We start from the raw sequence: 21,821 nt of genomic DNA on the forward strand, positions 1-21,821 counted from the left end.
GAGTCAAGGGATGCGGAAGGCTTGGAGGGCCTCCGGTGGGTCGTCGGCCGGGGGCAGATCCGTCACGTCGATCCGGTAGCTGTCGATGGCGACCAGCCCCCTGACCTCGGGCGGGAGTGAATCGAGGAGGGAGCGGTCCAGGCGTGGCAGGTGACTGTCGGACGTGAGCACCAAGGGGGCGCTGCGCAGCGCCCACCGTTCGTCGTCGAGCGCGGCGGGAGACCAGCCGAAGGCGGTGATCCGATGCTCGAACAGCCCCAGGGCCGACGGTGCCGCATCGGCGATCCGAGTGCGTACGGCGCGAACGGCCTCGGAGAGGGTGTGGCCTGCTGCCCCGCCCCGGGTGAACTGCACGGAAGTCAGCCACAGCGGCCTGCCCGGAGTCGGAGTGAGCTGATCCAGTCCGTGCACGACGTGCGTGCGCCGCTCCGAGACCGTGCTCTTCACCTCGATGTCGAAACCCGGCAGGCCGAAGTCGTGTTCCTCATGATCGGTTCCGCGCCACGCGGTGGCAGCGACTTCCCAACCATGAGTACTCGCAAGCGAGTTCATGACGACCAGCTCTCCGAGCAGGCCGATCCGCTTGTCCGCGTGGAGGGCCCGGGGACTTTCGAGCAGGGCGCTCCACGCCCGTACCGTTTCGTTGAATGCCTGATCGGGTGTGCGGTCGTGGGCGACCACGCGGTCGGCCACGGCGTTCAGCAGATCGTGGAAGTCGCGCTGAAGGTGGCGTTGGGTCAGGCGTAGCCGGGCCATTCTGATGCCGTCCTGGGCGATCTCCTCGATCCGGACCAAGGGCAGGGGCGAGCGCGGGACCCGCTGGCGGGGACCGAGCTGCAGGTGCAGGGCGATGTCCCCGGTCTCCCACACGACATAGTCGACCCGAGGCGTACGGGAGCCGTTGAGCCGCAGGGTGGTGGCCCGCTGCGACGCGAGGAAGGCTTCGACGTGCGACCACGAGGCGTAGGGGTGCGACGGGCCTGCCGCCCCTCCGGAACTACTGCTCATCGTCGTTCATCCTGCCCAGTTCGGATCGTGCCGCGGCGACCAGGACGGACTGCCACAACTGAAGATTGTCCTTCTCGCGCGGCCCCGCGTACTCGGACTCGAAGACCTTGTGGAGCAGGAGATACATCAATGTCTTCACCATCGGGGCATCGTTGAGGCCGCCGGATCGGCCTCCGAGGACGGCGGAGCGGTAGCGCTGGTTGAGCACGATCGTGCGGCTCTCCCGCTCGACGTCGAAGAAGACCTCGTTGTCCAGGCGCTGCCAGCGCACAGAGATCGGGGTTTCGAGGGGGAGGGGAGGCAGCTCTTCCTCGATCACCTCACGAACGGATGGTGCGATCCCCTTGCCCGGCGGTAGCACGGGCTTGCGCGTCGTCCCGGAACGCTTGCGGGCCTCGCGGTAGACCGAGTCGGCATCGGCCAGATAGGCGAGGAACGTGTGCCCGTCCCGAGCCGTTGCGGCTTCCAGGGCGGACGTGTAGTCCGGCGACGCCTCCACACCTGATTTCTTGACCGTGAGACGAAAGACGTCGCCGGTGTCGTCGGGCAGGTCGACGGCGACGCGTGCGAGTGAGAGGTGCTGCTCCGGCTGCCGGAAGTTGTTCCAGCCGCCGGCCTGTACGAGACGATCGTGTCGATAGAAGTAGAAGCCCTGCCGATCGATCACGGAGCCGAGCGCTTTGTACTCGTCCCGATTCGACTTGGGGGTCCAAATGTGGGCGTCGAGCTGCACCTCTCCGACACCGTCGACGCTCGCGCTGAAACGACGAGGGTAGGAAGGGCTGCCGGAGACGGGGTAGTCGAAGGGGTCCAGGGGGTCGACTCCGAAGTCGAGGAAGACCGTGCCCGACCGCACGTCCTCGACTGCGATGGTGATGTTGAAGTCGTCGCGGGCGAGGAAGCGGTGCAGGTAGAGCCCGAGATGCAATCCGAGCTTGTTCAGCGTGCGCTGGAGGTAGCGATCGGTCTGGCCACCGCCCCCGTGCTTGGGGAAGTCCTTGACGCCGTCCCAACGCACCACAGTGCCCTGCCACATGATCGGCCTGTCCGCGTATCGATCGATCAACGTCTGGGCGTAGTCGGGATCGACGATGTCGCACTGGAAGCCGGACACCGCGCGTTCCATCAACCACCGGCGCCCCACGGTGCGGGTCCGCTTGGTGGTGCTCACGACGGTGACCGAGGAAGCGTGGCTCAACGAGGCGGACTTGAGGCCCGTGCCGAACATGCCGAGGGAGTCGGGTGCGTAGTCCCGCCGTCCGCCGACCGTCATCGCGATGTCCAGCGTCGCGTCGTCCATACCGCGCCCGTCGTCCACCACGAGGAGGCTGACGAGTTGATCGCCGTCCCGCAGGAAGTGGATGACGACGTCCTTGGCTCCTGCGTCGATGGAGTTGTCGACCAGGTCGGCGATGGCGACCTCGAAGCCGTACCCCTGGTTGCTCAGCGCTTCCATGTACCGGGCGTCCGGGGGAAGGAGCTTGCTCCCCGTGGTGGGAACCTCGAACTGCCAGGCCTGGGTCATTTCCGCCTCGATGATCACTGCATGTCGACACGATCACTGGTGACCGTAGCGGAAGGGTCTGACAAGGACGCACCCTTCACGGACGAGATGGCCGAATCTGCTCGAACTCGGTTTCGCTCCGTGTTCGTCAGGGCTTCTGAGCTGCAGCTTGTCGGGCTACGGCGATCTCTTGGGCCACGATTTCCGGACTCTCGTGTTCCCAGAACCGGAGCACCGTCCACCCGGCCGCGATCAGGTGCTCGGACGTCTCCCGGTCACGGGCCATGTTCTTGTCGAGCTTTGTGCGCCACCACTCGGCGTTCGCCTTCGGGTGGGTGGCGTGCTGGGGACAGCCGTGCCAGAAGCAGCCGTCCATGAAGACCGCGATCTTGGCTCGGCCGAAGGCGATGTCGATCGTGCGGCGGGGCATGCCGGGGACCGGGACGTTCACGCGGTAGCGCAGGCCCGCGGCGTGGAGCAGTTTGCGTACGGCCACCTCCGGCACGGTGTCGCGGGAGCCCTGGCGGCTCATGCGGGCCGAGACGGAGGCGGAGGACGGGACGGCGTCGGGCATGGCGGCATTCTGTCAAAGGACGGGCGGATCAAGCCGCCCCGTGGCAGTCCCCATAGTTGACCCCCGAGCCGCACCAGCAGTCCGCGCCTCGGCCCGGGGGCCAGGAGGTGGCTCGGCCTCGGGCTGCGAGGGTGGTGGCGTATTGGGGGAGGAGGTCGGCGTTGGCGGGGGAGGAGGACTCCGAGGCGGCGAAGGCCTCGTAGGAGGGGACCGTGGCCGTGACGATGCCCAGGTTCGGGGTGCCGGCCGCGGCCAGTTCGCGCAGGGACGCCTCGATGTCCAGCAAGTGGGCCGTGTGCGTGGGGTATTCGGACTGGAGCTCCGGGTACGCCGTGAGGAGTTCGTCCAGTTCCGGCTCCGGCCAGTGCAGGACCGCGACCGGGAACGGGCGGGACAGGGCGAGCCGGTAGTTGCCCAACTCGGCGCGCAAGCGGGCCAGTTCGGCCTGGAGTTCGGCCGGGTCCTCCGAGCCCAGGGACCACAGGCGCTTCGGGTCGTGCAGCTCGTCCAGGGAGATCGGCGCGGTGTGCAGCTCGTCGGCGAGGCTGTCCCACGTGTCGTGCGGCAGCGCCAGCAGGCGGCGCACCCGGTGGCGCGTGGTCAGCAGGGACTGGGTGCTGTAGGGGAGGGCCGCGGCCTGGTCGATGGTCGCCTCGGCCACGCCCAGCAGCGTCAGGGCCGTGGTCAGGGACGCGTGGGCCAGGTCAAGCTCGTCATGGGACTCCAGCGTCTCCGCGACGATCCCCCACGCCGCCGGGTCGAGCGGGGCCGCCGCGCGGATGCCGTCGATGATGGCGCGCGCCTCCGGCTCGTGGCCGTACTCCCACAGGTTCGCCGCCTTGAACGCCTTCACCAGGTGGGGGTGGTCCATCTTGGTGGACGAGGACAGCAGGCGGTCGTAGAGCGTGGTGGCCCTGGGGCGGTCGCCGGCGAGTTCCAGATGGGCCGCGGCCTGCAGGAGCAGGGGCTCGTGGTCCTCCGGGTACTGCGCAGCGGTGCGCAGCAGACGCTCGGCTTCGGCAGTGTGATCGGCAGGCGTGTCAGGGCGCATGAGGGACACCGTACTGCTGTACGGGGGCGTGGCGGAGGGCGCTTTTGACCCTGGGGAGTCGACTCCGTCACGTTGCGGGCCTGGTGAGTTGCGGGTGCGGGGCCTACCCTGCGCGCGTGCGCACACGGATGCCGGTGGTGGTACGGGGCGGGCGGGGGCGGCGGGCCTGGGCGGCCCGGGGGCTGTGGGCCGGGGCCGAGCTCGCCGTGACCTGCGGCCTCGTCGTCCTGCTGCTCGTCGTGCACCAGCTGTGGTGGACCAACCGCGAGGCCCGCGCCGAGGCCGGGCACACCGTCCATTCCCTTGAGGAGACCTGGGGCGCTCCGGGGAGGGCCGGGGGCGAGCCGAGCCCCGAGACCCCGGGCGCCGGGGACGAGCAGGTGTCGGTGAGCCAGGGCGGGGATGCCGGTGCACCGCTTGGCCGGAGGGCGGGCGGCGGCAGCGGGAAGAGTGTGCCGCGCGGGGATCAGGCGTACGCCGTCATCCGGATCCCGCGGATCGGGGTCACCGCGCCCATCGCGCAGGGGATCAGCAAGGCCGGGGTCCTCGACAAGGGGTACGTCGGGCACTACGTGCAGAGCGCCCAGCCCGGTCAGGCCGGCAACTTCGCGCTCGCCGGGCACCGCAACACCCACGGGGAGCCGTTCCGCTACATCAACCGACTGCGGGCGGGCGACGAGGTGGTGGTGGAGACGCGGGACACCCTCTATACGTACGTCGTCGACTCGGTGCTGCCGCAGACCTCCGCCCGCGACGGCGGGACCATAGCCGCCGTTCCCCGGAGTGATGTCAAGCCCTCGTACGGGTACAGCGAGCCGGGCCACTACATCACGCTCACCACCTGCACGCCCGAGTTCACCTCCACCTACCGCCTCGTCGTGTGGGGCAAGTTGCGGTCGAGCCGGCCGCGCTAGCGTTCGGGTATGCGTCGTCGTCGATCTCATGTGCTCTGGCTGGGGGTGCCCTATCTGCTCTACCTGGGGGCGCTGCCCTTCGTGAACAAGGTGCGGCCCCTGGTGTTCGGGGTGCCGTTCCTCTTCTTCTGGCTGTTCGCCGCGACGCTGCTGACGCCCCTCGCCATCTGGTTCACCTGGCGGGGCGATCACCGGGCCGGCAGGGGGAGTGGCGCGGGAGGCGACAAGGGGAGCGCCACCGGGAGCGGTACGGGGGGCGGACGATGAGCAGCGCCGCCGTCGCCACCACCATCTTCGGCGTCTTCATGGTGGGCGCCGTCGCGCTCGGCCTCTTCGCCGTACGCGGCCGGGGCGGCGGAGGCGGGCTCGCCGAATGGTCCGTAGGCGGGCGCAGCCTCGGCACCGTGTTCATCTGGGTGCTGATGGCGGGCGAGAGCTACACCAGTTTCAGCTATCTCGGTGCCGCGGGCTGGGGATACAACTACGGCGCCCCGGTGCTGTATGTGGTCGCCTACATGTCGTGCGGATACGCCGTCGGATATGTGGTCGGGCCCATGTTGTGGGCCTACGCCAAGAAGCACGGCCTCGTGGGCATCACCGACATGGTGGCCCACCGTTACGGGCGGCCCTGGCTGGGCGCGCTGGTCGCGGTGCTCGCCACCGTCTTCCTGCTGCCGTACATCCAGTTGCAGATCACCGGCATGGGCGTGGTCGTCTCGACCATCTCCTACGGTGCGATCTCGCTCAACTGGGCCTATTTCATCGCCTTCGCGGTCACCACCGGGTTCGTGGTCGTCAGCGGGCTGCGCGGCAGCGCCTGGGTGTCGGTGCTCAAGGACGTCCTCGTCATCGCCACCCTGGCCTTCCTCGCGATCTATGTGCCGCTGCACTACTTCGCCGGGTACGGAGACTTCTTCCACCGGGTCGTGAGCGAGAAGAGCGACTGGCTCACGCTGCCCGGACACGGCGGCGCCTTCGGGGAGGCGTGGTTCGCCACCACATCCGTACTCAACTCCCTCACGGTCGTCATCTTCCCGACCACCGTGGCGGGCTACCTCGGAGCGCGCAGCGCCGACGCCCTGCGGCGCAACGCCATGCTGCTGCCCGCCTACAACGTGCTGCTCTTCGTGCCGATGCTGCTCGGCATGGCCGCGATCTTCGTCGTGCCGGGGCTCGTCGGCGCCGACTCCAACCTCGCGCTCTTCAAGCTGGTCGTGGACTCGCTGCCCGCCTGGACCGTCGGGCTCATCGGGGTGGCCGCGGCGCTGTCGTCGATCGTGCCGATGGCCGTGTTCATGCTGGTCATCGGCACGATGTGGGGGCGCAGTGTGCTCTCGCTCGTGCCCCGGCTGCGGGAGCGGCAGAAGGGCGCGTCGCAGATCGTGGTGGTCGTCGCGGGCGCGCTCGCGCTGCTCATGACGTACACCGTGCCCAACACCCTCGTGCGGCTCTCGCTCATCTCCTACGAGGGGATGGCGCAGCTTCTGCCGATGCTGCTTCTGGGCCTGGTGTGGCGGAAGCTGACGTTGCTGGGCGGGCTCTCCGGGCTCGCGGTGGGGGTGGGGACGGTCTGCGGGTTCGTGTTCACCGACCACGACCCGGTGTGGGGAGTGAACGCCGGGATCGTCGCGCTCGGGCTCAACCTCCTTGTGGCGCTCGCCCTTTCGCTCCTCGGACCGAAGGGGGCGCCCGTCTCGGACGACGTACTGGCGCGGGATCCCATCCATGAGGAAGATGAGGACGAGGGCGATGAGGAGGGCGAGCACGCCCGGCGTTCTACGCGCGGGAACGCAGCACCATCGTGAGGGCGGCCGCCGCCACCGCGAGGGCCGCCGACACCACGATCACCGTGTCCGGGCCCGCCGGGGCGAGCGCGACCGTCAGGGCGACGCCCGCCGACGAACCGATGTAGCGAGCCGTGTTGTTGGCGCCCGAACCCATCGCCGCGCGCTCGGCCAGCACCGATTCGACGGCGAGGCGGGGGAGCGCGGCGTTCAGGAGGCCGCTGCCGATGCCCGCGAGCAGCAGGCCGGGCAGCAGCCGGACCAGCGGGCCCGAGGCGAGCGCGCCCAGCATCGTGAGGACGCCGGCCGCGTGCAGGACGAAGCCGGCGGCGAGCTGGTGGCGGGCGGCGACCCGGCCCGTCAGGCGCCTGGCCTGGAGCGCCACCACGAACGCGGAGCCCGACCACAGCACGAACAGCCACGCCGCGTCCATCGGCGAGGTGCCCAGGGACTGGCTGAGCAGGGCGGGCAGGAAGCTGAAGAAGCCGATCACCGAGAGGCCGGTGAACAGGGCGCCCGATGACGCGGCCAGGAAGGGCGCGCGGCGGAAGAGCGTCAGGTCGATCATGGGGGCGGCGGCGCGGCGCTCCACGTACACGAAGGCCGTGGTCAGGGCCGCGGAGGCCAGCAGCAGGGCGAGCACCCAGGGGTGCAGCCAGCCGTCGCGGCCCAGGGTGAGCGCGCCGATCAGCGCCGTGAACGCGAGGCCCAGGGTGACGGCGGCCGGTACGTCGGGACGCCCGCCGCGCGGGGCCCGTGACTCGGTGAGGGCGCGCGGCGCGATCGCCGCGGTGACCAGGGCGGGGACGGCCAGCACCCCGTACACCAGGCGCCAGTCGACGGTGGCGAGGGCGCCCGCGAGGAGCGGTCCGACGGCGATGCCGCCGCTCACGAAGGCGCCCCACACTCCGGTGGCCCGGATACGTGCGGCGCCCACGGGGAACGCGGCGACCAGGAGGCCGAGGCTGCTCGCGAGTATGGCGGCGGACGCCATGCCCTGGGCGACCCGGGCGAGGGTGAAGGCCAGTGTGGTGGGGGCGAGGGCGCCGAGCGCCATGGTGACGCCGAGGGCGACGGTGCCGGCCAGGAACACCCGGCGGCGCCCGTGGTCGTCGGCGAGGCTGCCCGCGATCAGGAGCAGCGCGGCGAGGCCGAGCGGAGCGCCGTTGAGCAGCCAGGCCTGGGCGGAGAGCGCGGTGTGGAAGGACGCGGTCATGCCGGGCAGGGTCAGCATCGGGGCCGTGTAGTTCATCAGCGCGACGGCGGTGGCGGCGCTGGTGACGGCGAGCGTGGGTCCGGGACGTATGCCGGTGGTGCCGGTAGTGCCGGTGGGGGATGTGGTGCCGGTGGGGGCTGTGGGGAGGGCGGTGCGGGTGGTGTCCGGGGCGGTCGCGGTGTCGGGGGCGGTGGTCGCGGCGGTGGGTATCGCGGCTGCCGGGGTCGGGGTGCGTGCTGCCTGCGTCATGGCTTCCCTCGCGGAGGCGTGGATCCGAGTCGGACGCGCATCGAGTTCAGTGAATGAACCTTGGTGATTCCGACCCTAGCACCGAAGGTTCGTTCAGTGAACCCAGGCGGTAGAATCGGGGGCATGGCTCTGGGCAAGGACTACGACTACGCCGCGCAGGAGTGCTCCATCGCCCGCGCGCTGGAGATCATCGGCGAGCGCTGGACGCTGCTCGTCGTACGGGACGCGCTCTACGGGGTGCGCCGCTACAACGACTTCCTCGTCCACCTGAAGATCCCGCGCGCCGTGCTCGCCGCCCGCCTCCAGGCGCTCACCGACGCCGGGGTGCTGGAGAAGCGCCGCTACCAGGAGTCGCCGCCGCGCGAGGAGTACGTGATCACCGAGCTGGGCCGGGGGCTGTGGCCGGCGCTGCGCGCGCTCGGGCTCTGGGGGAGGGCCTTCAATCCGGACGCGCGGCCGATGCGGACCTTCCACCACGCCGAGTGCGGGACCGAGCTCGGGCCGTACGGGGAGTGCCGGGCCTGCGGGCGCGTCGTCGACCCCGAGGACGTCGAGATGCGGCCCGGCGCCGGGCTCGGGCCGGCCGAGGACGCGGTGAGCCGCGCCCTGCGCGAACCCAGGCGGCTGCTGCAACCGCTCCAACTCCAGGCGAGCTGAGGGCCCGCGGCGGCGCCGGGTCCGGGTGGGACGGGTTTTGCGGCGGCGCCGGTTCCGCCCGTGGTCTTCCTCGCACCACCGGTCACCCCCGCCGAAGCGTCGTGTATAACGGCTGGAGGTGTCATCGCGGACCTGCGCGGCTGACGAGGGAGCGAGGGGAGGGCAGTGACATGAGCGGCGTCGTCGCACGGTGCGCACGTCTGACCCGGCCCCTGCTCGGCCCCTTCCTCTTCCTGCTCGCCCAGGTCGTCCTCGTCGAGGGCGGCATGCTCTCCGCCGCCGTCGCGCTCGCCGCGACCGCCGCCGCGGGCTCCGCGCTCGCCGTCTGCGCCACCCTCGCCTCGCGCGCGGTGCCGCACGTGGCGCGCACCCGGGTGCGTACCGCGATCCGCGACCGGGAGCGGCGCACCGCCTTCCTTCCGCAGCGCGATCCCGACGCGTCCGGACGGCCCCGGCCCCGAGCGCCCGGCCGTCTCGTCCCGACGGCCGCGTAGGGCACCCGTACCCCCGCGTACCACCGCCCCACCGGCTCGTCACCTCACGCAGAACCGCACGCCACGCGCGTGCGCTCACGTGTACCTCCCTGACGAGACGCCCCGGAGGGCCTCCCCATGTTCAGCTCCCTTTTCAGCGCCTTCGCGAGCCTCACCGAACACCTCGCGGCCCTGCTCGAACCGGTCTTCCACGGGGCTTCCACGGCCGCCGCGATCGTGCTCTTCACCGCACTCGTACGCCTCGCCGTGCACCCCCTGTCGCGGCAGGCGGCGCGGGGCCAGAAGGCGCAGGCCCGGCTGAGGCCGCAGATGACCGCGCTGCGCGCGAAGCACGGCAAGGACAGCAAGGCGCTCCAGAAGGCGGTCATGGAGCTGCACGCCGCCGAGAAGGTGTCGCCGCTGTCCGGCTGCCTGCCCGGCCTGCTCCAGATGCCCGCCTTCTTCCTGCTCTACCACGTGTTCTCCAGCACCAGCATCGGCGGAAAGGAGAACGGTCTGCTCGACCACGCCCTCTTCCAGGCGCCGCTCGGCGGGAACTGGACGGCCGCGCTCGCGCACGGCGGGGTGTTCGGGGCGCGGGGGCTGGTGTACGTCGTGCTGTTCGCGATCGTCGCGGCCGTGGCCACCTTCAACTACCGGCGGATGAAGCGGCAGATGGCGGCCACGCCCGTCGTGGCGCCCGGCGGGCAGGACGCGGTGCCGGGCATGGCGGCGATGAGCAAGTTCATGCCGCTGCTCTCCTTCGGCACGCTGATCTCCGTCGGCGTGGTGCCGCTCGCCGCCGCGCTCTACCTCGTGACCAGTACGACATGGACCGCCGTCGAGCGGGCGTTCCTCTACAAGGACATGGTGCCCGCGCCGGCCGCGCTCGCGACGGCGGCGTAGGGCCCTCCGGGCGTCGGCGCACGCTCGGAGGTCGCCCTCTCCGGGCGCGGTACGCGTCCGCCCGGGGTGTGCGCAATAGCATCCCGCGACCCGGTTACGGTCCAGTTTGTGAACGGGGTCTTGCGGAGTGGACGTCTTCCTTGGAGGATCGGACGATCCTCCGATGGCCGCTACCCATCGGCCGGGCCCCGCTCGACCAAAGGGAGACTGACCATGAAGCTGCTGCGCGTAGGCGACGCCGGTGTAGAGCGTCCGGCGCTGCTCGACGCCGACGGGACCCTGCGGGACCTGTCCGGCCTTGTGAACGACATCGACGGTGAGCTGCTCGCCGACGAGTTCGCCCTGGACCGGATACGGGCCGCGGCCGCCACCGGCGTGCTGCCCGCGCTCGACGACACCGGGGCGCGCATCGGGCCGCCGGTCGCGCGGATCGGGAAGGTCGTGTGCATCGGGCTGAACTACCACGACCACGCCGAGGAGACGGGCGCGGCCACCCCCGCCGAGCCGGTCATCTTCTTCAAGGCGGCGGACACGGTGGTCGGGCCCGAGGACACGGTGCTGGTGCCGCGCAAGTCGGTCAAGACCGACTGGGAGGTCGAGCTCGCCATCGTCATCGGGCGCACCGCGCGGTACGTGAGCGACGACGAGGACCCGCTGGCGTACGTCGCCGGGTACGCGGTGTCGCACGACGTGTCGGAGCGGGAGTTCCAGATCGAGCGCGGCGGCACGTGGGACAAGGGCAAGAACTGCGAGACGTTCAACCCGCTCGGGCCGTGGCTGGTCACCCGGGACGAGGTGCCCGACCCGCAGGCGCTGTCCCTGAAGCTCTGGGTCAACGGGGAGCTCAAGCAGGACGGCACCACCGCGCAGCAGATCTTCTCCGTCGCGGAGGTCGTGCGGTACGTCAGCCAGTTCATGACGCTGTACCCGGGTGACGTCATCAACACGGGTACGCCGGCGGGCGTGGCCATGGGGCAGCCGGAGCCCAAGCCGTATCTGCGGGCGGGGGATGTCGTGGAGCTCGAGGTCGCGGGGTTGGGGCGGCAGCGGCAGGTGCTCAAGGACGCGTAGCGCTTCCAGCGGGGTGGGGGGTGGGGGGGGCGTTGGGCCTGCGGCCCTCGCCCCCTTTTCCCACCCGCCCGCCCGTGCGGCGGGGCCGGAGGGCTCGGCCCCACCCGCGGGTGGCCGGCGTCTCGTCGTCGGCCCGCCCCCGGTGGGTCGTGACGCCCGCCTTCGGCGGGCCCCTTCCCGCCCGCCCGTTCGGCGACGTCGCAAGGTCCGGCCACCCGCGAGCGATGCCGCCTCGTCGGCGGCTGCCGACCGGTGGTCGTGACGCCCGCCCACCGGCGGGCCCCCTTCGCGGCACCGGATGCCCCGGCCCCGCCCCCCGCCGCGGAGCCCCCCTCATGCGCCCCGTCTGCGCCGGATGGGGCGCCCCTGTGCGTGTCTCAAGAAAAGCGTGCGGCAAATTTCGCATATTGCGTAAATGCGAAATACGCCAGGTATGCGGAGAAGGGCGGCCACCGCCTCGGCCGTTGTCGTGGGGGCCGCCGTCGTCGTCGGGGCCCTGGCCTCCCTCGGGGTGGCCGACCCGTTGCCGGACGGGCTCGGGCCCTGCAAGGGCAGCAACTGTCCGGTGGTGCCCTACCCGAACCCCAACAACGGGTCGCTCGCCGGGCGGGACAACAACATCAACATCTTCGTCGGCGGGGACTTCCTCGTGCGACAGTCCGCCGCCGAGGCGGAGGGCAAGATCGTCGTGCTCGGCGCGTTCGACCAGCACAAGGCCACCGGCGTCTCCCAGGTCTACAACGTGGGCGTCGCCGGCGTCGGCTCCCGCGTGCCGCCGGACAACGGCACCGACTTCCTGACCACCGGGAAGAGCGTCACCGTCGCCCCAGGCCAGCGCCTCCTCGCCGAAGAGGGCTCCGTCTTCGGTGTCGTACGCCACGGCGGCGCACTCAGCGGCACCGTCCGGCCCCAGGCCATCCACGACCCCGACGCGGCCGCCCCCTACGCCCGGCTCCGGCCGAACCTCGCCGCCGCGAGCCACTGTTACGCCTACGTCGACGGCAAGCCGAGGACTGCCACCGGCACCGCACGGAACAACGGCAACGAGACCGTGTTCACCGGGGACGGCAAGTCCGCGATCCAGGTCTTCAACGTCGACTTCGACCTCGCCGGTTCGAGCGGCGGCGCCCAGGGCTTCCTGTTCGACGGGATTCCCGCCGGGGCCACCGTGCTGGTCAACCTCACCGGTGAGGCGCGCGAGATCAACACGTACATGGGGATGCTCCCGGCCGCCCTCCGCGACCGGCTGCTCTGGAACTTCCCCGACGCCGAGACCGTACGGCTGCGCGGCAGCGGACAGTTCTCCGGCAGCGTCCTGGTGGGCAACAACGACAGCACGACCACCGTGACCCTGCCCGGCATCAACGGGCGCTTCTTCACGGTCGGTTCGCTCGTCCACACCTCCGTGGTGGGAGGCGGGGGCGGCCAGGAGTTCCACGCCTACCCCTTCAACGGGGACCTCCCCACCTGCCGGGGCGAGGAGCCGACCCCGACCCCGGAACCGCCCACACCCACCCCGGAACCGCCCACTCCGACACCCGAGCCGCCCACTCCGACACCCGAGCCGCCGACCCCGACCCCCGAGCCCCCGACCCCGACCCCCGAGCCGCCCACTCCCACCCCCGAGCCGCCCACTCCCAGCCCCACGGACTCCGAGGGCATGACCAACGGCGGCACCTCGGGCGGGAACGACGGCGGCAGCGACTCCGGCGGGTACGGCACGGACGGCGGAGGGAGCGACGGCGGCGGCGAACTGCCCGACACCGGCACGCCCTCCGACACGATGGTCCTGGTCGGCGGGCTCGCGGTGGTCCTCGTCGCGGCCGGCGGCATCACCTTCGTGGTGACCCGCAAGCCGAAGGGGCTCGGCTAGCGCCCGGCTCCCGGTGGCCGGGCGCCGGCGGCGAGTTCGCCGAGTGCCCCGGCCACCAGGGCGTGGTCCTGCGCCTGCGGCAGGCCGGAGACCGTCACCGTGCCCACGACCCCGACGCCCTCGACCGTCACCGGGTACGAACCCCCGTGTGCGGCATAGGAGTCGGGATCGAGGCGGGACGCCTCCTCGAACGTGGTGCCCTTGGCCCTGAACCGTGCGCCGACCAGGAAGGACGGCGCCGCATAGCGTTCGGCCACCCGGCGCTTGCGGTCGATCCAGGCGTCGTTGTCGCCGCTCGACCCGGGCAGCGCGCACCGGAACACCGTGCGGGCGCCGTGCCGTACGTCGATGACGACCGGCGCACCGCGCTCGACGGCGCGCGTACGCAGCAGCATGCCGAGCTCCCACGCGTCCTCGTAGGTGAACCGGCGCAGAACCAGGCGCTGTTGCTCCGCTTCGAGGGCGGCCACGTCGTCCGGGGCCGGGCCGCCGGAGGAGGCGCCCGCACCGCCCTCCGCCGGCTCCGGTCGCGCCGTCGTGTCCCGCGCCCTCACAGCGCGACCTCCACCGTCACGCCCTCGCGGGCCGAGCGGCGCGCCGCCTCCAGGACGTCGAGCGCGGCCGCCGCCTCGTGCGCGGTGACCGGCGGCTCACCGCCCCCGCGCAGCGCCTCGCCGATCGCCGCGTAGTACGCGGGATAGTCGCCCGGCACCGTACGCACCGGGCAGCCGCCGCCGGTCAGCGGGGAGTCGCCGCTGCCGACCCGGCCCCACAGGGACTCGGGCTCCTCGCCCCACGGTTCGCCCGCCGCGGGGCGCCGGCCCTCGCGCAGCGCCGCCTCCTGCGGGTCGAGACCGTACTTCACGTAACCGGCCGACGATCCCAATACCCGCATGCGCGGCCCGAGTTGAGCGGTGGTCGCGCTGACGTACAGGTGCGAGCGGACGCCGCTCGCGTGGGTGATCGCGATGAACGTGTCGTCGTCGGCCTGCGCGCCGGGACGGCGCACGTCGGCCTCGGCGTAGACGCGCAGCGCCGGGCCGAACAGGACGAGCGCCTGGTCGACGACGTGGCTGCCCAGGTCGTAGAGGAGGCCGCCGATCTCCGCCGGGTCGCCGGACTCGCGCCAGCCGCCCTTGGGCTGCGGGCGCCACCGCTCGAAGCGCGACTCGAAGCGCTGGACCTCGCCGAGTTCGCCGTCCGCGAGGAGCCGCTGGAGGGTGAGGAAGTCGTTGTCCCAGCGGCGGTTCTGGAAGACCGAGAGCAGCAGGCCGCGTTCCTCGGCGAGGGCGGCCAGCTCGCGCGCCTCGGCGGCCGTGCCGGCCAGCGGCTTGTCGACCACGACCGGGAGGCCCGCCTTGAGCGCGCCGGTCGCGATCGGCACGTGCGTCTTGTTCGGCGACGCGACCACGATCAGGTCGAGCCCCGCGTCGTACAGCTCCTCCGGGGAGCCCGCGAAGCGCAGCGCGCCGCCGTGCTCGGCGCGGGCCTGCGCCTGGCGCTCGGGGTTCGAGGTGACGACCGTGTCGAGGGTGAGGCCCTCGGTCGCGGCGATCAGCGGGGCGTGGAAGACGGAGCCCGCGAGGCCGTAGCCCACGAGTCCCACGCGGAGGTCGGCGGTCGGGCGCCCGCTCCCGCCGTTACCGGCGTGCGGGGCGTTCCTGACGGTCGCGGGGGGCGCGGGGGTCACGGCGTCCACGGGGGGCTTGGCGTTCATGGGGTCCTTCATGCGATCCACTTAAGCAACGCTGTTGCCAAAGTGCAAGCAAGAGGGACAATGGGTCGGTGAACAGGAGCAATACGGGTGTGAACCTGCCGACGCTGCGCCACCACAATGCCGCGCTCGTCCTCGACCTGCTGCGGGGCGCGGGCGAGGCGGGCATCAGCAGGCTCGAACTGGCCGAGCGCACCGGGCTCACCCCGCAGGCGGTCAGCAAGATCACCGGGCGGCTGCGGGACGAGGGCACGGCCACCGAGGCGGGCCGCCGCGCCTCCACCGGGGGCAAGCCGCGCACCGTGCTCAAGCTGGTGCCCGCCGCCGCGCACGCCATCGGGCTCCACCTGGACCGCGACGAGCTGACCGCGGTCGTCGTCGACCTCGCGGGCACCCTGGTCGGCGCGCGGACCGTACCGCTCGACCTCGGCGCGGAGCCCTCGTGCGTGGTGGAGGCCGCGGCCGCCGAGGCCGAGGCGCTGACCGGCAGCCGCCGCGTGCTCGGCGTCGGCGTCGCCATGCCGGGGCCGCTCGACCACGACAGCGGGGTGCTCCACCGCGTCACGGGGTTCGCGCACTGGAACGGCTTCCCGCTGCGCGACGCGCTCGCCGAACGGCTCGGCCAGAAGGTCTTCCTCGACAAGGACACCAACGCCGCCGCCCTCGGTCTAGCCCTGCGCGACGGCACCGGGACCGGCTCCTTCGCCTACCTCCACCTGGGCAGCGGGCTGGGCGCTGGCCTCGTGCTCGGCGGCGCCCTGCACCGCGGGGCGCGGACCGGCGCGGGCGAGTTCGGCCACCAGACGATCCTGCTCGGCGGCCCCGCGTGCGGCTGCGGCGGGCGCGGCTGCATCGAGGCGCTGTGCCTGGCGGCGGTGGCCCGCGGCGACATCGCGGCCGCGGCCCGCTTCCTCGGGGTGGGCGCGGCCAACCTGGTGGGGCTGCTCGACATCGACGAGATCCTGCTCGGCGGCCGTACGGTCACCGCCGACCAGTCCACGTTCGTGCGGGGTGTGGGCTCGGTCGTCGAGGAGCGCGCTCGGCGCGGCGGCGCCCCCGCGATCCCGGTCCGCCCGGCGGCCGGCGGCCCCCACGCGGTGGCCGAGGGCGCGGCCCAGCTGGTCCTCGTCCCCGTCTTCGGCCGCGCGAACGTGGCGTATCCGTAGGCGTGACCGGGCGGCGAGGGTCCGGGCCGCCCGGCGGTGACCGGCGCCCGGCCGGGCCGATATTGGGCTGATAGGGCGGTCTTACCGGCGGCGGCGGGCGTGCCGGGCCGCGCCGTGCCGGGAGCGGGGCCGGTGCGTGGCAGGCTCGCGGGCCACGGCCGCGGCCGGCCGGAGGGTGCCGAGCGGCTCCGGACGGGCGGCGGCCACCGAGCCACCGCCGCGAGCAGCAAAGGTCCCGCATGCGACTGCGCACTGCCCCCGTCGCCCTGGCCACCCTCGTCACCGCCGTGGCCGCCGCCACGGTCGCCCCGCTCGCGGGGGTCGCCGCGGCCGGCGACGGCGGGCTCCCGCACGGGCGCCACGATGTCGCGCCGCGCAAGCCGGTCGTCGCCATGGGGCCCGTGGCCCGGCCGCTCGCCGAGAAGCCGGCCACGTGCGAGCTGCGGACCGGCTCGGCGTTCCCGCTGGACACGAAGGTCCAGGGCGGGCCGGAGGAGTACGTGCCCGGGGGCGGCAGCGAGGAGTGGTCGCTCGACCTCACCAATACCTCGGACCGGACGTGCGACGGCATCCATCCGGTCCTCGTCCTGGTCGACCGGGACCGCACCCTGAACAACGCGCAGCTGCGGATGGAGTTCGACGACCCGGTCACCGGGCGCAGCCACCCGGTGCCGTTCATCAAGACCGACGAGGACGAGCACATCGGCGTCTTCGACGACGGCTTCCCCGGGTTCGTGATCGGCGCGGGCCGCACCGTCACCGTGCGGGTGCGGCTCGGCTTCACCGCGGACACCGTGCCGGGCCCGGTCACCGCGACCGCCGCGATCGTGCAGCGCCGGGGCGGCGACGGGCAGTGGGTGGGGGAGTCCGGCGAGTACCGTTTCGACGTCGTGGACGAGGGCGACCTGCTGCACGAGCTGGACACCGAACTCGCCGCGACGGGCGCCGGCGGCGCGCTCACCGGGCTCGGGGCCGGCGCGGCCGTCCTGCTCGTCGCGGGCGGGGCGCTCCTGATGGGGGCGCGGCGGCTGAGGGCGCGCTGAGGCGGGGCGCCGGGTGCGGGGGCCGGGTGCGGGGGCCGGGTGTTCACCCGGCCGTGCGAGCATCGACCCGTGGCTCACCCGAACGACGCGCCGACCGGCCCCCTCGCCGGCCCCCTCACCGGCTCCTTCACCGGCCCCCTCTCCGGCCCCCCGAACGACCCGCCGTCCGGCTATCCGGAGAACCAGGCGCCCGGCGCCCCCGTACGCTCCGGCATCCCGGACCATGGGCGCATCCCCAAGTACTACGCCGTCAAGGCCCAAGTGACGCTGCTGGTCGACGAGTTGGGGGAGGGTGGACTGCTGCCGACCGAACGCGACCTGGCGCTACGGTACGAGGTCGCGCGGGAGACGGTGCGCCAGGCGCTGCGCGAGCTGATCCTCGAAGGGAGGCTGCGCCGCCAGGGCCGGGGCACGGTGGTGGCGGGGCCCAAACTGGAACAGCCCCTCTCGCTGGCCAGCTACACCGAGGGGGTGCGCCGCCAGGGCCGCACGCCGGGGCGCCACCTCATCACCCTCGAACGCTTCCCCTGCCCGCCCGCGCTCGCCGACGAGACGGGGCTGCGGAGGGGTGAGCCGGTCTGGCACATGGAGCGGGTGCTGCTGGCGGACGAGGAGCGGGTGGGGCTGGAGTCCACGTACGCCCCGGTGGCCCGAATGCCGGGGCTCGACCGGGAGTTCGCCCCGGACTCCTCCTTCTACGCGTATCTGCGGGACCGGCTGGGGGTGACGCTCGGCGGGGTCGACGAGCGGATCGAGACGGTGCTGGCGACTCCGCGGGAGGCGTTGCTCGTCGGTACGCCGCCGGGGTTGCCGATGCTGCTGATCCATCGGGTGTCGCGGGACGCGGAGGGGGCTCCGCTGGAGCGGGTCCGGACGCTGTACCGGGGCGACCGCTTCTCCTTCACCACCCACCTCGGCGGCCCCGGGGCCCCCGCCCCCACCCAGGCCTGCGGCCCGCACCCCTGAGTGGCTCGCCCTTGGCAGGGTGCCCAGTCTCGGCCTCCTCGCGTCCCCTTGGCAGGGTGCCTGGCATCGGCATCTCTCCCCCTTGGCGGGGTGCCTGGCGTCGGTATCCCTCCCCCTTGGCAGGGCGCCTGGTCTCGGCCGCCTCAGCCCGTCCGGCGTTTGAGGACGAGCGCCCTTCAGGCGCGAACGGGGTCTGGGGCAGAGCCCCAGGTCCTGAACCCCAGCCCCCCTTTCCCGCCCCCGGAGGGTTTAGGGAAGGGGCGGGGTGGGGGCATCCTCCCGGCCCCCGGCCGTCGGGTGCGGACCGTGCTGGGTCACCCGCGCAGTTCCCCGCGCCCCTAGTAGGGCACCCGGAGCCGAGCCTGCCACCCGCGCCCACCGCGGCGGCGCCGCGCAAAAGACACAGCCCCGCGCCCCTGTAGGGCACCCGGCACCGAGCGGATCACCCGCGCCCACCGCGGCGGCGCCGCGCAAAAGACACAGCCCCGCGCCCCTGTAGGGCACCCGGCACCGAGCGGATCACCCGCGCCCACCGCGGCGGAGCCGCGCAAAGTGCACAGCCCCGCGCCCTCGTAGGGCACCCGGCACCGCGCCCACCGCTCCGGCAGGGGGTTCCGGGACCCCCGGGAGTAACGGAAGCATAACGGGTCTAGGCCAAGTTTGGGGGTGCGTTCACCCCGGGGTCGCCGGGTGGACCGGCGTGCGACACCCGCTCCTACGACCGTTGCCGCCGTGAGAGTCATCGTCGTTGGAGCCGGCGTGGTGGGAACCATGCACGCCTGGCACGCAGTGAACCGCGGCCACGAGGTCGTCCACATCGAGCGCGAGAGCGAGGCAAGAGGGGCCTCCCTCCGAAACTTCGGCCAGATATGGGTCAGTGGCCGCGCGGGCGGCGCGGAACTGGACACCGCCCTGCGCGCCCGCGAGCTGTGGGAGGGCATCGGCAGGCGCGTCCCCGGCGTCGGCTTCCGCGCCAACGGCTCGCTCACCCCCCTGCGCACCCCGCTCGAACGCGCCGTGGCCGAGGCCGCGTTGGCCCGCGAGGACGCCGCCGCCCGCGGCTACAAACTGCTCACCGCCGACGAGGCCCGCGCCCTCAACCCCGCCCTGCGCGGCGACTTCACCGCCGCCCTGTGGTGCGAGCGGGACGCCGCCGTCGAGCCTCGTACCGCTCAACTCGCCTTGAAGGAAGCCCTGTTGGAATCCGGGCGATACACCTTCCTCGGGGGGCGCGAGGTCCGTGACGTCGTCGAGCGGGCACACGGCGCCGCGGTCCGTGACGACCACGGCGCCGTGCACACCGGCGACGCCGTGGTCCTGTGCACGGGCGCCTGGCTCGGCGGGCTCGTCCGCGAGCTCGCCCCCGACCTGCCCGTGCGCCGCGTACGCCTCCAGATGATGCAGACCGCGCCCCTCGGTGAGCCGCTGACCACCTCCGTCGCGGACCCCGACAGCTTCCGCTACTACCCGGCGTACGCCGGCGAGGCGCTCGACGCGCTCAACGCCGGGCAGGCCCAGGACGCGACCGCCGCCGCGCACAAGATGCAGCTCCTCATGGTGCAGCGCGCGGACGGCGGCCTGACCATCGGCGACACCCACGAGTACGAGCACCCCTTCGCCTTCGACGTCGTCGAGGAGCCGTACGACCACCTCGTCCGGGTCGTCGAGTCCTACCTCGGCCGGCCGCTGCCGAAGATCCGGCACCGCTGGGCCGGGGTCTACGCCCAGTGCACCGACACCACGCAGGTCGTCCACCGCCGGCAGGTGCGGGACGGGGTGTGGCTGGTGACCGGGCCGGGCGGACGCGGCATGACCTGCTCGCCCGCCATCGCCGAGCAGACCGCCGACGAGCTGAACTGGTAAGGGAGTTGACCACCGTGAACACGTACAACCTGGTCGTGCTCGACATGGCGGGCACCACCGTCGCCGACGGCGGGCTCGTGGAGCGGGCCTTCGCCGCCGCCGCCGACCGCCTCGGCGTCGAGCCCGGCTCCGCCGAACACGCCACCATGCTCGACTACGTCCGCGCCACCATGGGCGAGTCCAAGATCTCCGTCTTCCGGCACCTCTTCGGCGACGAGACCCGGGCCCAGACCGCCAACACCGCCTTCGAGGAGGCGTACGGCACCCTCGTCGACGGCGGGCTCATCGCGCCCGTGCCGGGCGCCCGCGAGGCCGTCGAGCGGCTCACCGCCGAGGGCCGCACCGTGGTCCTGTCCACCGGCTTCGCCCGCGTCACCCAGGACGCGATCCTCGCCGCGCTCGGCTGGCAGGACCTCGTCCCGCTCACCCTGTGCCCGGCCGACGCGGGCGGCCGCGGACGTCCCTACCCCGACATGGTGCTCAGCGCCTTCCTGCGCACCGGCGCCGTCGACTCGGTGCGCTCCGTCGCGGTCGCCGGCGACACCTCGTACGACATGCTGAGCGGCGTCCGCTCCGGGGCCGGCCTCGTCGCCGGTGTGCTGACCGGCGCCCACGGGCGCGAGGACCTCGCGGCCGCGGGGGCCACCCATGTGCTCGGCTCCATCGCCGAACTCCCCGCTGCCATAGCCGAGTCGGAGGCCGCCGAGTGAGCGGCGGCCCCGCGCGGGACGCGTCCCGCGGCGGCATCCGCTTCGACGGCGTCACCGTCGCCTACCACGGCACCGTCGTCCTCGACTCGCTCGACCTGACCGTCGAACCCGGCGAGGTCATGGCCCTGCTCGGCCCCTCCGGATCGGGCAAGACCACCGCGCTGCGGGCGGTCGCCGGGTTCGTGCGGCCGGCCGCGGGGCGGGTGTTCCTCGGCGACCGCGACGTGACGCGGCTGCCGCCGCACCGGCGTGGCATCGGCATGGTCGTCCAGCAGTACGCGCTCTTCCCGCACCTGCGGGTCGAGGACAACGTGGCGTTCGGGCTGCGCGCGCAGAAGGTCCCCCGGGGCGAGATCCCCGCCCGGGTCGCCGAGGCGCTCGCCATGACCGGCATGGACGCCTACGCCCAGCGGTATCCGCGCGAGCTCTCCGGCGGCCAGCAGCAGCGCGTCGCCATCGCCCGCGCGCTCGCCATCCGCCCCGGCGTCCTCCTCCTCGACGAGCCGCTGTCCGCCCTCGACGCACAGCTGCGCTCCGGCATGCTGGCCGAACTGGCGCGCCTGCACCGCGAGTTGCCGGACGTGTCGATCCTGTACGTCACCCATGACCAGATCGAGGCGCTCACCCTCGCCGACCGCATCGCCGTCATGGACCGGGCCCGGCTCCAGGACTGCGGCACCCCGCAGGACCTGTACCGCAGGCCGCGCACGGAGTTCACGGCGTCGTTCGTCGGCAACGCGAACCTCCTGCCGGTGCGGGTGGGCGCGGGGTCCGTCCTGTTCGGGCAGACCGAGCTGTCCGTCGCCACCGGCCGGGCCGCCCGCGGGGCGATGGCCACGCTGTGCGTGCGCCCGCACCTCGTCGGGCTCGGCGCGGGCCCCAACGCGCTGCGCGGCAGGATCGCCGAGGTGCAGTGGCGGGGGGCCACGCATCGGCTGTACGTGGATGTGGGCGGCCACCAGGTGAAGGCGGACGTACGGGAGCTTCGCACCACCCCGGCGCTGGGCGACGAGGTCACCCTGCACTTCGCCCGCGAGGACGCGGTGCTGCTCGGCGCGGGGGTGAGCGGTGGATAGCGC

21 protein-coding genes are annotated in these 21,821 nt (G+C 72.8%); 14 read left to right on the forward strand and 7 right to left on the reverse strand.

Annotated features, from left to right (window positions below; translation table 11 throughout):
* Window positions 1-3 precede the first annotated feature (3 nt).
* From OOJ98_RS02890 to OOJ98_RS02905, 4 genes are all read right to left on the reverse strand, one after another.
* A complete protein-coding gene (locus tag OOJ98_RS02890) occupies window positions 4-1,008 on the reverse strand; it encodes a PD-(D/E)XK motif protein (protein WP_267053018.1) in 1,005 nt (334 codons plus the stop codon).
* Window positions 998-2,533 carry an ATP-binding protein gene (locus OOJ98_RS02895; protein ID WP_267053019.1) on the reverse strand — a complete coding sequence of 512 codons (1,536 nt, stop codon included), beginning with the start codon at window positions 2,531-2,533 and terminating at the stop codon, window positions 998-1,000. The genes OOJ98_RS02890 and OOJ98_RS02895 overlap by 11 nt, the downstream gene beginning before the upstream one ends.
* A gap of 127 nt (window positions 2,534-2,660) precedes the next feature.
* Window positions 2,661-3,086, reverse strand: coding sequence for a very short patch repair endonuclease (locus OOJ98_RS02900; protein ID WP_267053020.1), 426 nt, complete (start codon window positions 3,084-3,086; stop codon window positions 2,661-2,663).
* 28 nt (window positions 3,087-3,114) lie between these two features.
* Complete coding sequence (locus OOJ98_RS02905; protein ID WP_267053021.1) at window positions 3,115-4,137, reverse strand: SEC-C domain-containing protein; 1,023 nt, start codon at window positions 4,135-4,137, stop codon at window positions 3,115-3,117.
* A gap of 128 nt (window positions 4,138-4,265) precedes the next feature.
* Here OOJ98_RS02905 and OOJ98_RS02910 point away from each other — a divergent pair, with 128 nt between their 5' ends.
* From OOJ98_RS02910 to OOJ98_RS02920, 3 genes are read left to right on the forward strand one after another with little or no spacing between them, the layout of a single operon-like run.
* Window positions 4,266-5,051 carry a class E sortase gene (locus OOJ98_RS02910; protein ID WP_267055487.1) on the forward strand — a complete coding sequence of 262 codons (786 nt, stop codon included), beginning with the start codon at window positions 4,266-4,268 and terminating at the stop codon, window positions 5,049-5,051.
* Between the two features lie 9 nt (window positions 5,052-5,060).
* Window positions 5,061-5,318 carry a DUF3311 domain-containing protein gene (locus OOJ98_RS02915; RefSeq protein WP_267053022.1) on the forward strand — a complete coding sequence of 86 codons (258 nt, stop codon included), beginning with the start codon at window positions 5,061-5,063 and terminating at the stop codon, window positions 5,316-5,318.
* Window positions 5,315-6,856 carry a sodium:solute symporter gene (locus OOJ98_RS02920; protein WP_267053023.1) on the forward strand — a complete coding sequence of 514 codons (1,542 nt, stop codon included), beginning with the start codon at window positions 5,315-5,317 and terminating at the stop codon, window positions 6,854-6,856. Before OOJ98_RS02915 ends, OOJ98_RS02920 begins: the two co-directional genes overlap by 4 nt.
* Here the strand turns inward: OOJ98_RS02920 and OOJ98_RS02925 are convergent.
* Entirely contained in the window at window positions 6,828-8,300 is a 1,473-nt protein-coding gene (locus OOJ98_RS02925; RefSeq protein ID WP_267053024.1) for an MFS transporter, read from the reverse strand. The genes OOJ98_RS02920 and OOJ98_RS02925 overlap by 29 nt on opposite strands.
* A gap of 123 nt (window positions 8,301-8,423) precedes the next feature.
* Here OOJ98_RS02925 and OOJ98_RS02930 point away from each other — a divergent pair, with 123 nt between their 5' ends.
* The 5 genes from OOJ98_RS02930 to OOJ98_RS02950 all read left to right on the forward strand — a co-directional run bounded on the left by OOJ98_RS02930 (window position 8,424) and on the right by OOJ98_RS02950 (window position 13,280).
* Window positions 8,424-8,957 (forward strand): helix-turn-helix domain-containing protein, encoded by a 534-nt coding sequence (locus OOJ98_RS02930; protein ID WP_267053025.1) that lies wholly within the window; start codon window positions 8,424-8,426, stop codon window positions 8,955-8,957.
* A gap of 170 nt (window positions 8,958-9,127) precedes the next feature.
* A complete protein-coding gene (locus OOJ98_RS02935) occupies window positions 9,128-9,451 on the forward strand; it encodes a DUF6412 domain-containing protein (RefSeq protein ID WP_267053026.1) in 324 nt (107 codons plus the stop codon).
* 117 nt (window positions 9,452-9,568) lie between these two features.
* Window positions 9,569-10,336 carry a YidC/Oxa1 family membrane protein insertase gene (locus tag OOJ98_RS02940; protein WP_267053027.1) on the forward strand — a complete coding sequence of 256 codons (768 nt, stop codon included), beginning with the start codon at window positions 9,569-9,571 and terminating at the stop codon, window positions 10,334-10,336.
* A gap of 213 nt (window positions 10,337-10,549) precedes the next feature.
* Entirely contained in the window at window positions 10,550-11,407 is an 858-nt protein-coding gene (locus OOJ98_RS02945; protein ID WP_267053028.1) for a fumarylacetoacetate hydrolase family protein, read from the forward strand.
* Window positions 11,408-11,840: 433 nt separating this feature from the next.
* Window positions 11,841-13,280, forward strand: a complete 1,440-nt coding sequence (locus OOJ98_RS02950; RefSeq protein ID WP_267053029.1) for a choice-of-anchor A family protein — start codon at window positions 11,841-11,843, stop codon at window positions 13,278-13,280.
* On the opposite strand, the gene OOJ98_RS02955 is transcribed toward OOJ98_RS02950, so the two are convergent.
* Together OOJ98_RS02955 and OOJ98_RS02960 are read right to left on the reverse strand one after the other, a co-directional pair.
* Window positions 13,277-13,750 (reverse strand): heme-degrading domain-containing protein, encoded by a 474-nt coding sequence (locus OOJ98_RS02955; RefSeq protein WP_267055488.1) that lies wholly within the window; start codon window positions 13,748-13,750, stop codon window positions 13,277-13,279. The two genes, OOJ98_RS02950 and OOJ98_RS02955, sit on opposite strands and share 4 nt — an antisense overlap.
* Before the next feature lie 80 nt (window positions 13,751-13,830).
* On the reverse strand, window positions 13,831-14,997 hold the full coding sequence (locus tag OOJ98_RS02960) for a Gfo/Idh/MocA family oxidoreductase (RefSeq protein WP_267053030.1): 1,167 nt from the start codon (window positions 14,995-14,997) through the stop codon (window positions 13,831-13,833).
* A gap of 68 nt (window positions 14,998-15,065) precedes the next feature.
* Between OOJ98_RS02960 and OOJ98_RS02965 the strand changes: the two genes are divergently transcribed.
* From OOJ98_RS02965 to OOJ98_RS02990, 6 genes are all read left to right on the forward strand, one after another.
* Window positions 15,066-16,160 (forward strand): ROK family transcriptional regulator, encoded by a 1,095-nt coding sequence (locus OOJ98_RS02965; RefSeq protein WP_267053031.1) that lies wholly within the window; start codon window positions 15,066-15,068, stop codon window positions 16,158-16,160.
* Window positions 16,161-16,399: 239 nt separating this feature from the next.
* Window positions 16,400-17,203 carry a hypothetical protein gene (locus OOJ98_RS02970; RefSeq protein ID WP_267053032.1) on the forward strand — a complete coding sequence of 268 codons (804 nt, stop codon included), beginning with the start codon at window positions 16,400-16,402 and terminating at the stop codon, window positions 17,201-17,203.
* 213 nt (window positions 17,204-17,416) lie between these two features.
* Window positions 17,417-18,169, forward strand: a complete 753-nt coding sequence (locus OOJ98_RS02975; RefSeq protein WP_267055489.1) for a GntR family transcriptional regulator — start codon at window positions 17,417-17,419, stop codon at window positions 18,167-18,169.
* 732 nt (window positions 18,170-18,901) lie between these two features.
* Window positions 18,902-20,032, forward strand: coding sequence for a TIGR03364 family FAD-dependent oxidoreductase (locus tag OOJ98_RS02980; RefSeq protein WP_267053033.1), 1,131 nt, complete (start codon window positions 18,902-18,904; stop codon window positions 20,030-20,032).
* A 5-nt stretch (window positions 20,033-20,037) separates the two neighbouring features.
* Complete coding sequence (locus OOJ98_RS02985) at window positions 20,038-20,742, forward strand: HAD family hydrolase (protein WP_323177876.1); 705 nt, start codon at window positions 20,038-20,040, stop codon at window positions 20,740-20,742.
* Window positions 20,739-21,818, forward strand: coding sequence for an ABC transporter ATP-binding protein (locus OOJ98_RS02990; RefSeq protein ID WP_267053034.1), 1,080 nt, complete (start codon window positions 20,739-20,741; stop codon window positions 21,816-21,818). The genes OOJ98_RS02985 and OOJ98_RS02990 overlap by 4 nt, the downstream gene beginning before the upstream one ends.
* Window positions 21,819-21,821 lie beyond the last annotated feature (3 nt).

This window comes from Streptomyces sp. NBC_00083, assembly GCF_026343295.1.
Taxonomy (GTDB): domain Bacteria; phylum Actinomycetota; class Actinomycetes; order Streptomycetales; family Streptomycetaceae; genus Streptomyces.

Excerpts from the sequence above, each read along its gene's own strand:
- OOJ98_RS02890 (WP_267053018.1), bottom strand. The coding sequence starts at position 1,008 with ATGAGCAGTAGTTCCGGAGGGGCGGCAGGCCCGTCGCACCCCTACGCC.
- OOJ98_RS02895 (WP_267053019.1), bottom strand. The coding sequence starts at position 2,533 with ATGACCCAGGCCTGGCAGTTCGAGGTTCCCACCACGGGGAGCAAGCTC.
- OOJ98_RS02900 (WP_267053020.1), bottom strand. The coding sequence starts at position 3,086 with ATGCCCGACGCCGTCCCGTCCTCCGCCTCCGTCTCGGCCCGCATGAGC.
- OOJ98_RS02905 (WP_267053021.1), bottom strand. The coding sequence starts at position 4,137 with ATGCGCCCTGACACGCCTGCCGATCACACTGCCGAAGCCGAGCGTCTG.
- OOJ98_RS02910 (WP_267055487.1), top strand. The coding sequence starts at position 4,266 with ATGCCGGTGGTGGTACGGGGCGGGCGGGGGCGGCGGGCCTGGGCGGCC.
- OOJ98_RS02915 (WP_267053022.1), top strand. The coding sequence starts at position 5,061 with ATGCGTCGTCGTCGATCTCATGTGCTCTGGCTGGGGGTGCCCTATCTG.
- OOJ98_RS02920 (WP_267053023.1), top strand. The coding sequence starts at position 5,315 with ATGAGCAGCGCCGCCGTCGCCACCACCATCTTCGGCGTCTTCATGGTG.
- OOJ98_RS02925 (WP_267053024.1), bottom strand. The coding sequence starts at position 8,300 with ATGACGCAGGCAGCACGCACCCCGACCCCGGCAGCCGCGATACCCACC.
- OOJ98_RS02930 (WP_267053025.1), top strand. The coding sequence starts at position 8,424 with ATGGCTCTGGGCAAGGACTACGACTACGCCGCGCAGGAGTGCTCCATC.
- OOJ98_RS02935 (WP_267053026.1), top strand. The coding sequence starts at position 9,128 with ATGAGCGGCGTCGTCGCACGGTGCGCACGTCTGACCCGGCCCCTGCTC.
- OOJ98_RS02940 (WP_267053027.1), top strand. The coding sequence starts at position 9,569 with ATGTTCAGCTCCCTTTTCAGCGCCTTCGCGAGCCTCACCGAACACCTC.
- OOJ98_RS02945 (WP_267053028.1), top strand. The coding sequence starts at position 10,550 with ATGAAGCTGCTGCGCGTAGGCGACGCCGGTGTAGAGCGTCCGGCGCTG.
- OOJ98_RS02950 (WP_267053029.1), top strand. The coding sequence starts at position 11,841 with ATGCGGAGAAGGGCGGCCACCGCCTCGGCCGTTGTCGTGGGGGCCGCC.
- OOJ98_RS02960 (WP_267053030.1), bottom strand. The coding sequence starts at position 14,997 with ATGAACGCCAAGCCCCCCGTGGACGCCGTGACCCCCGCGCCCCCCGCG.
- OOJ98_RS02970 (WP_267053032.1), top strand. The coding sequence starts at position 16,400 with ATGCGACTGCGCACTGCCCCCGTCGCCCTGGCCACCCTCGTCACCGCC.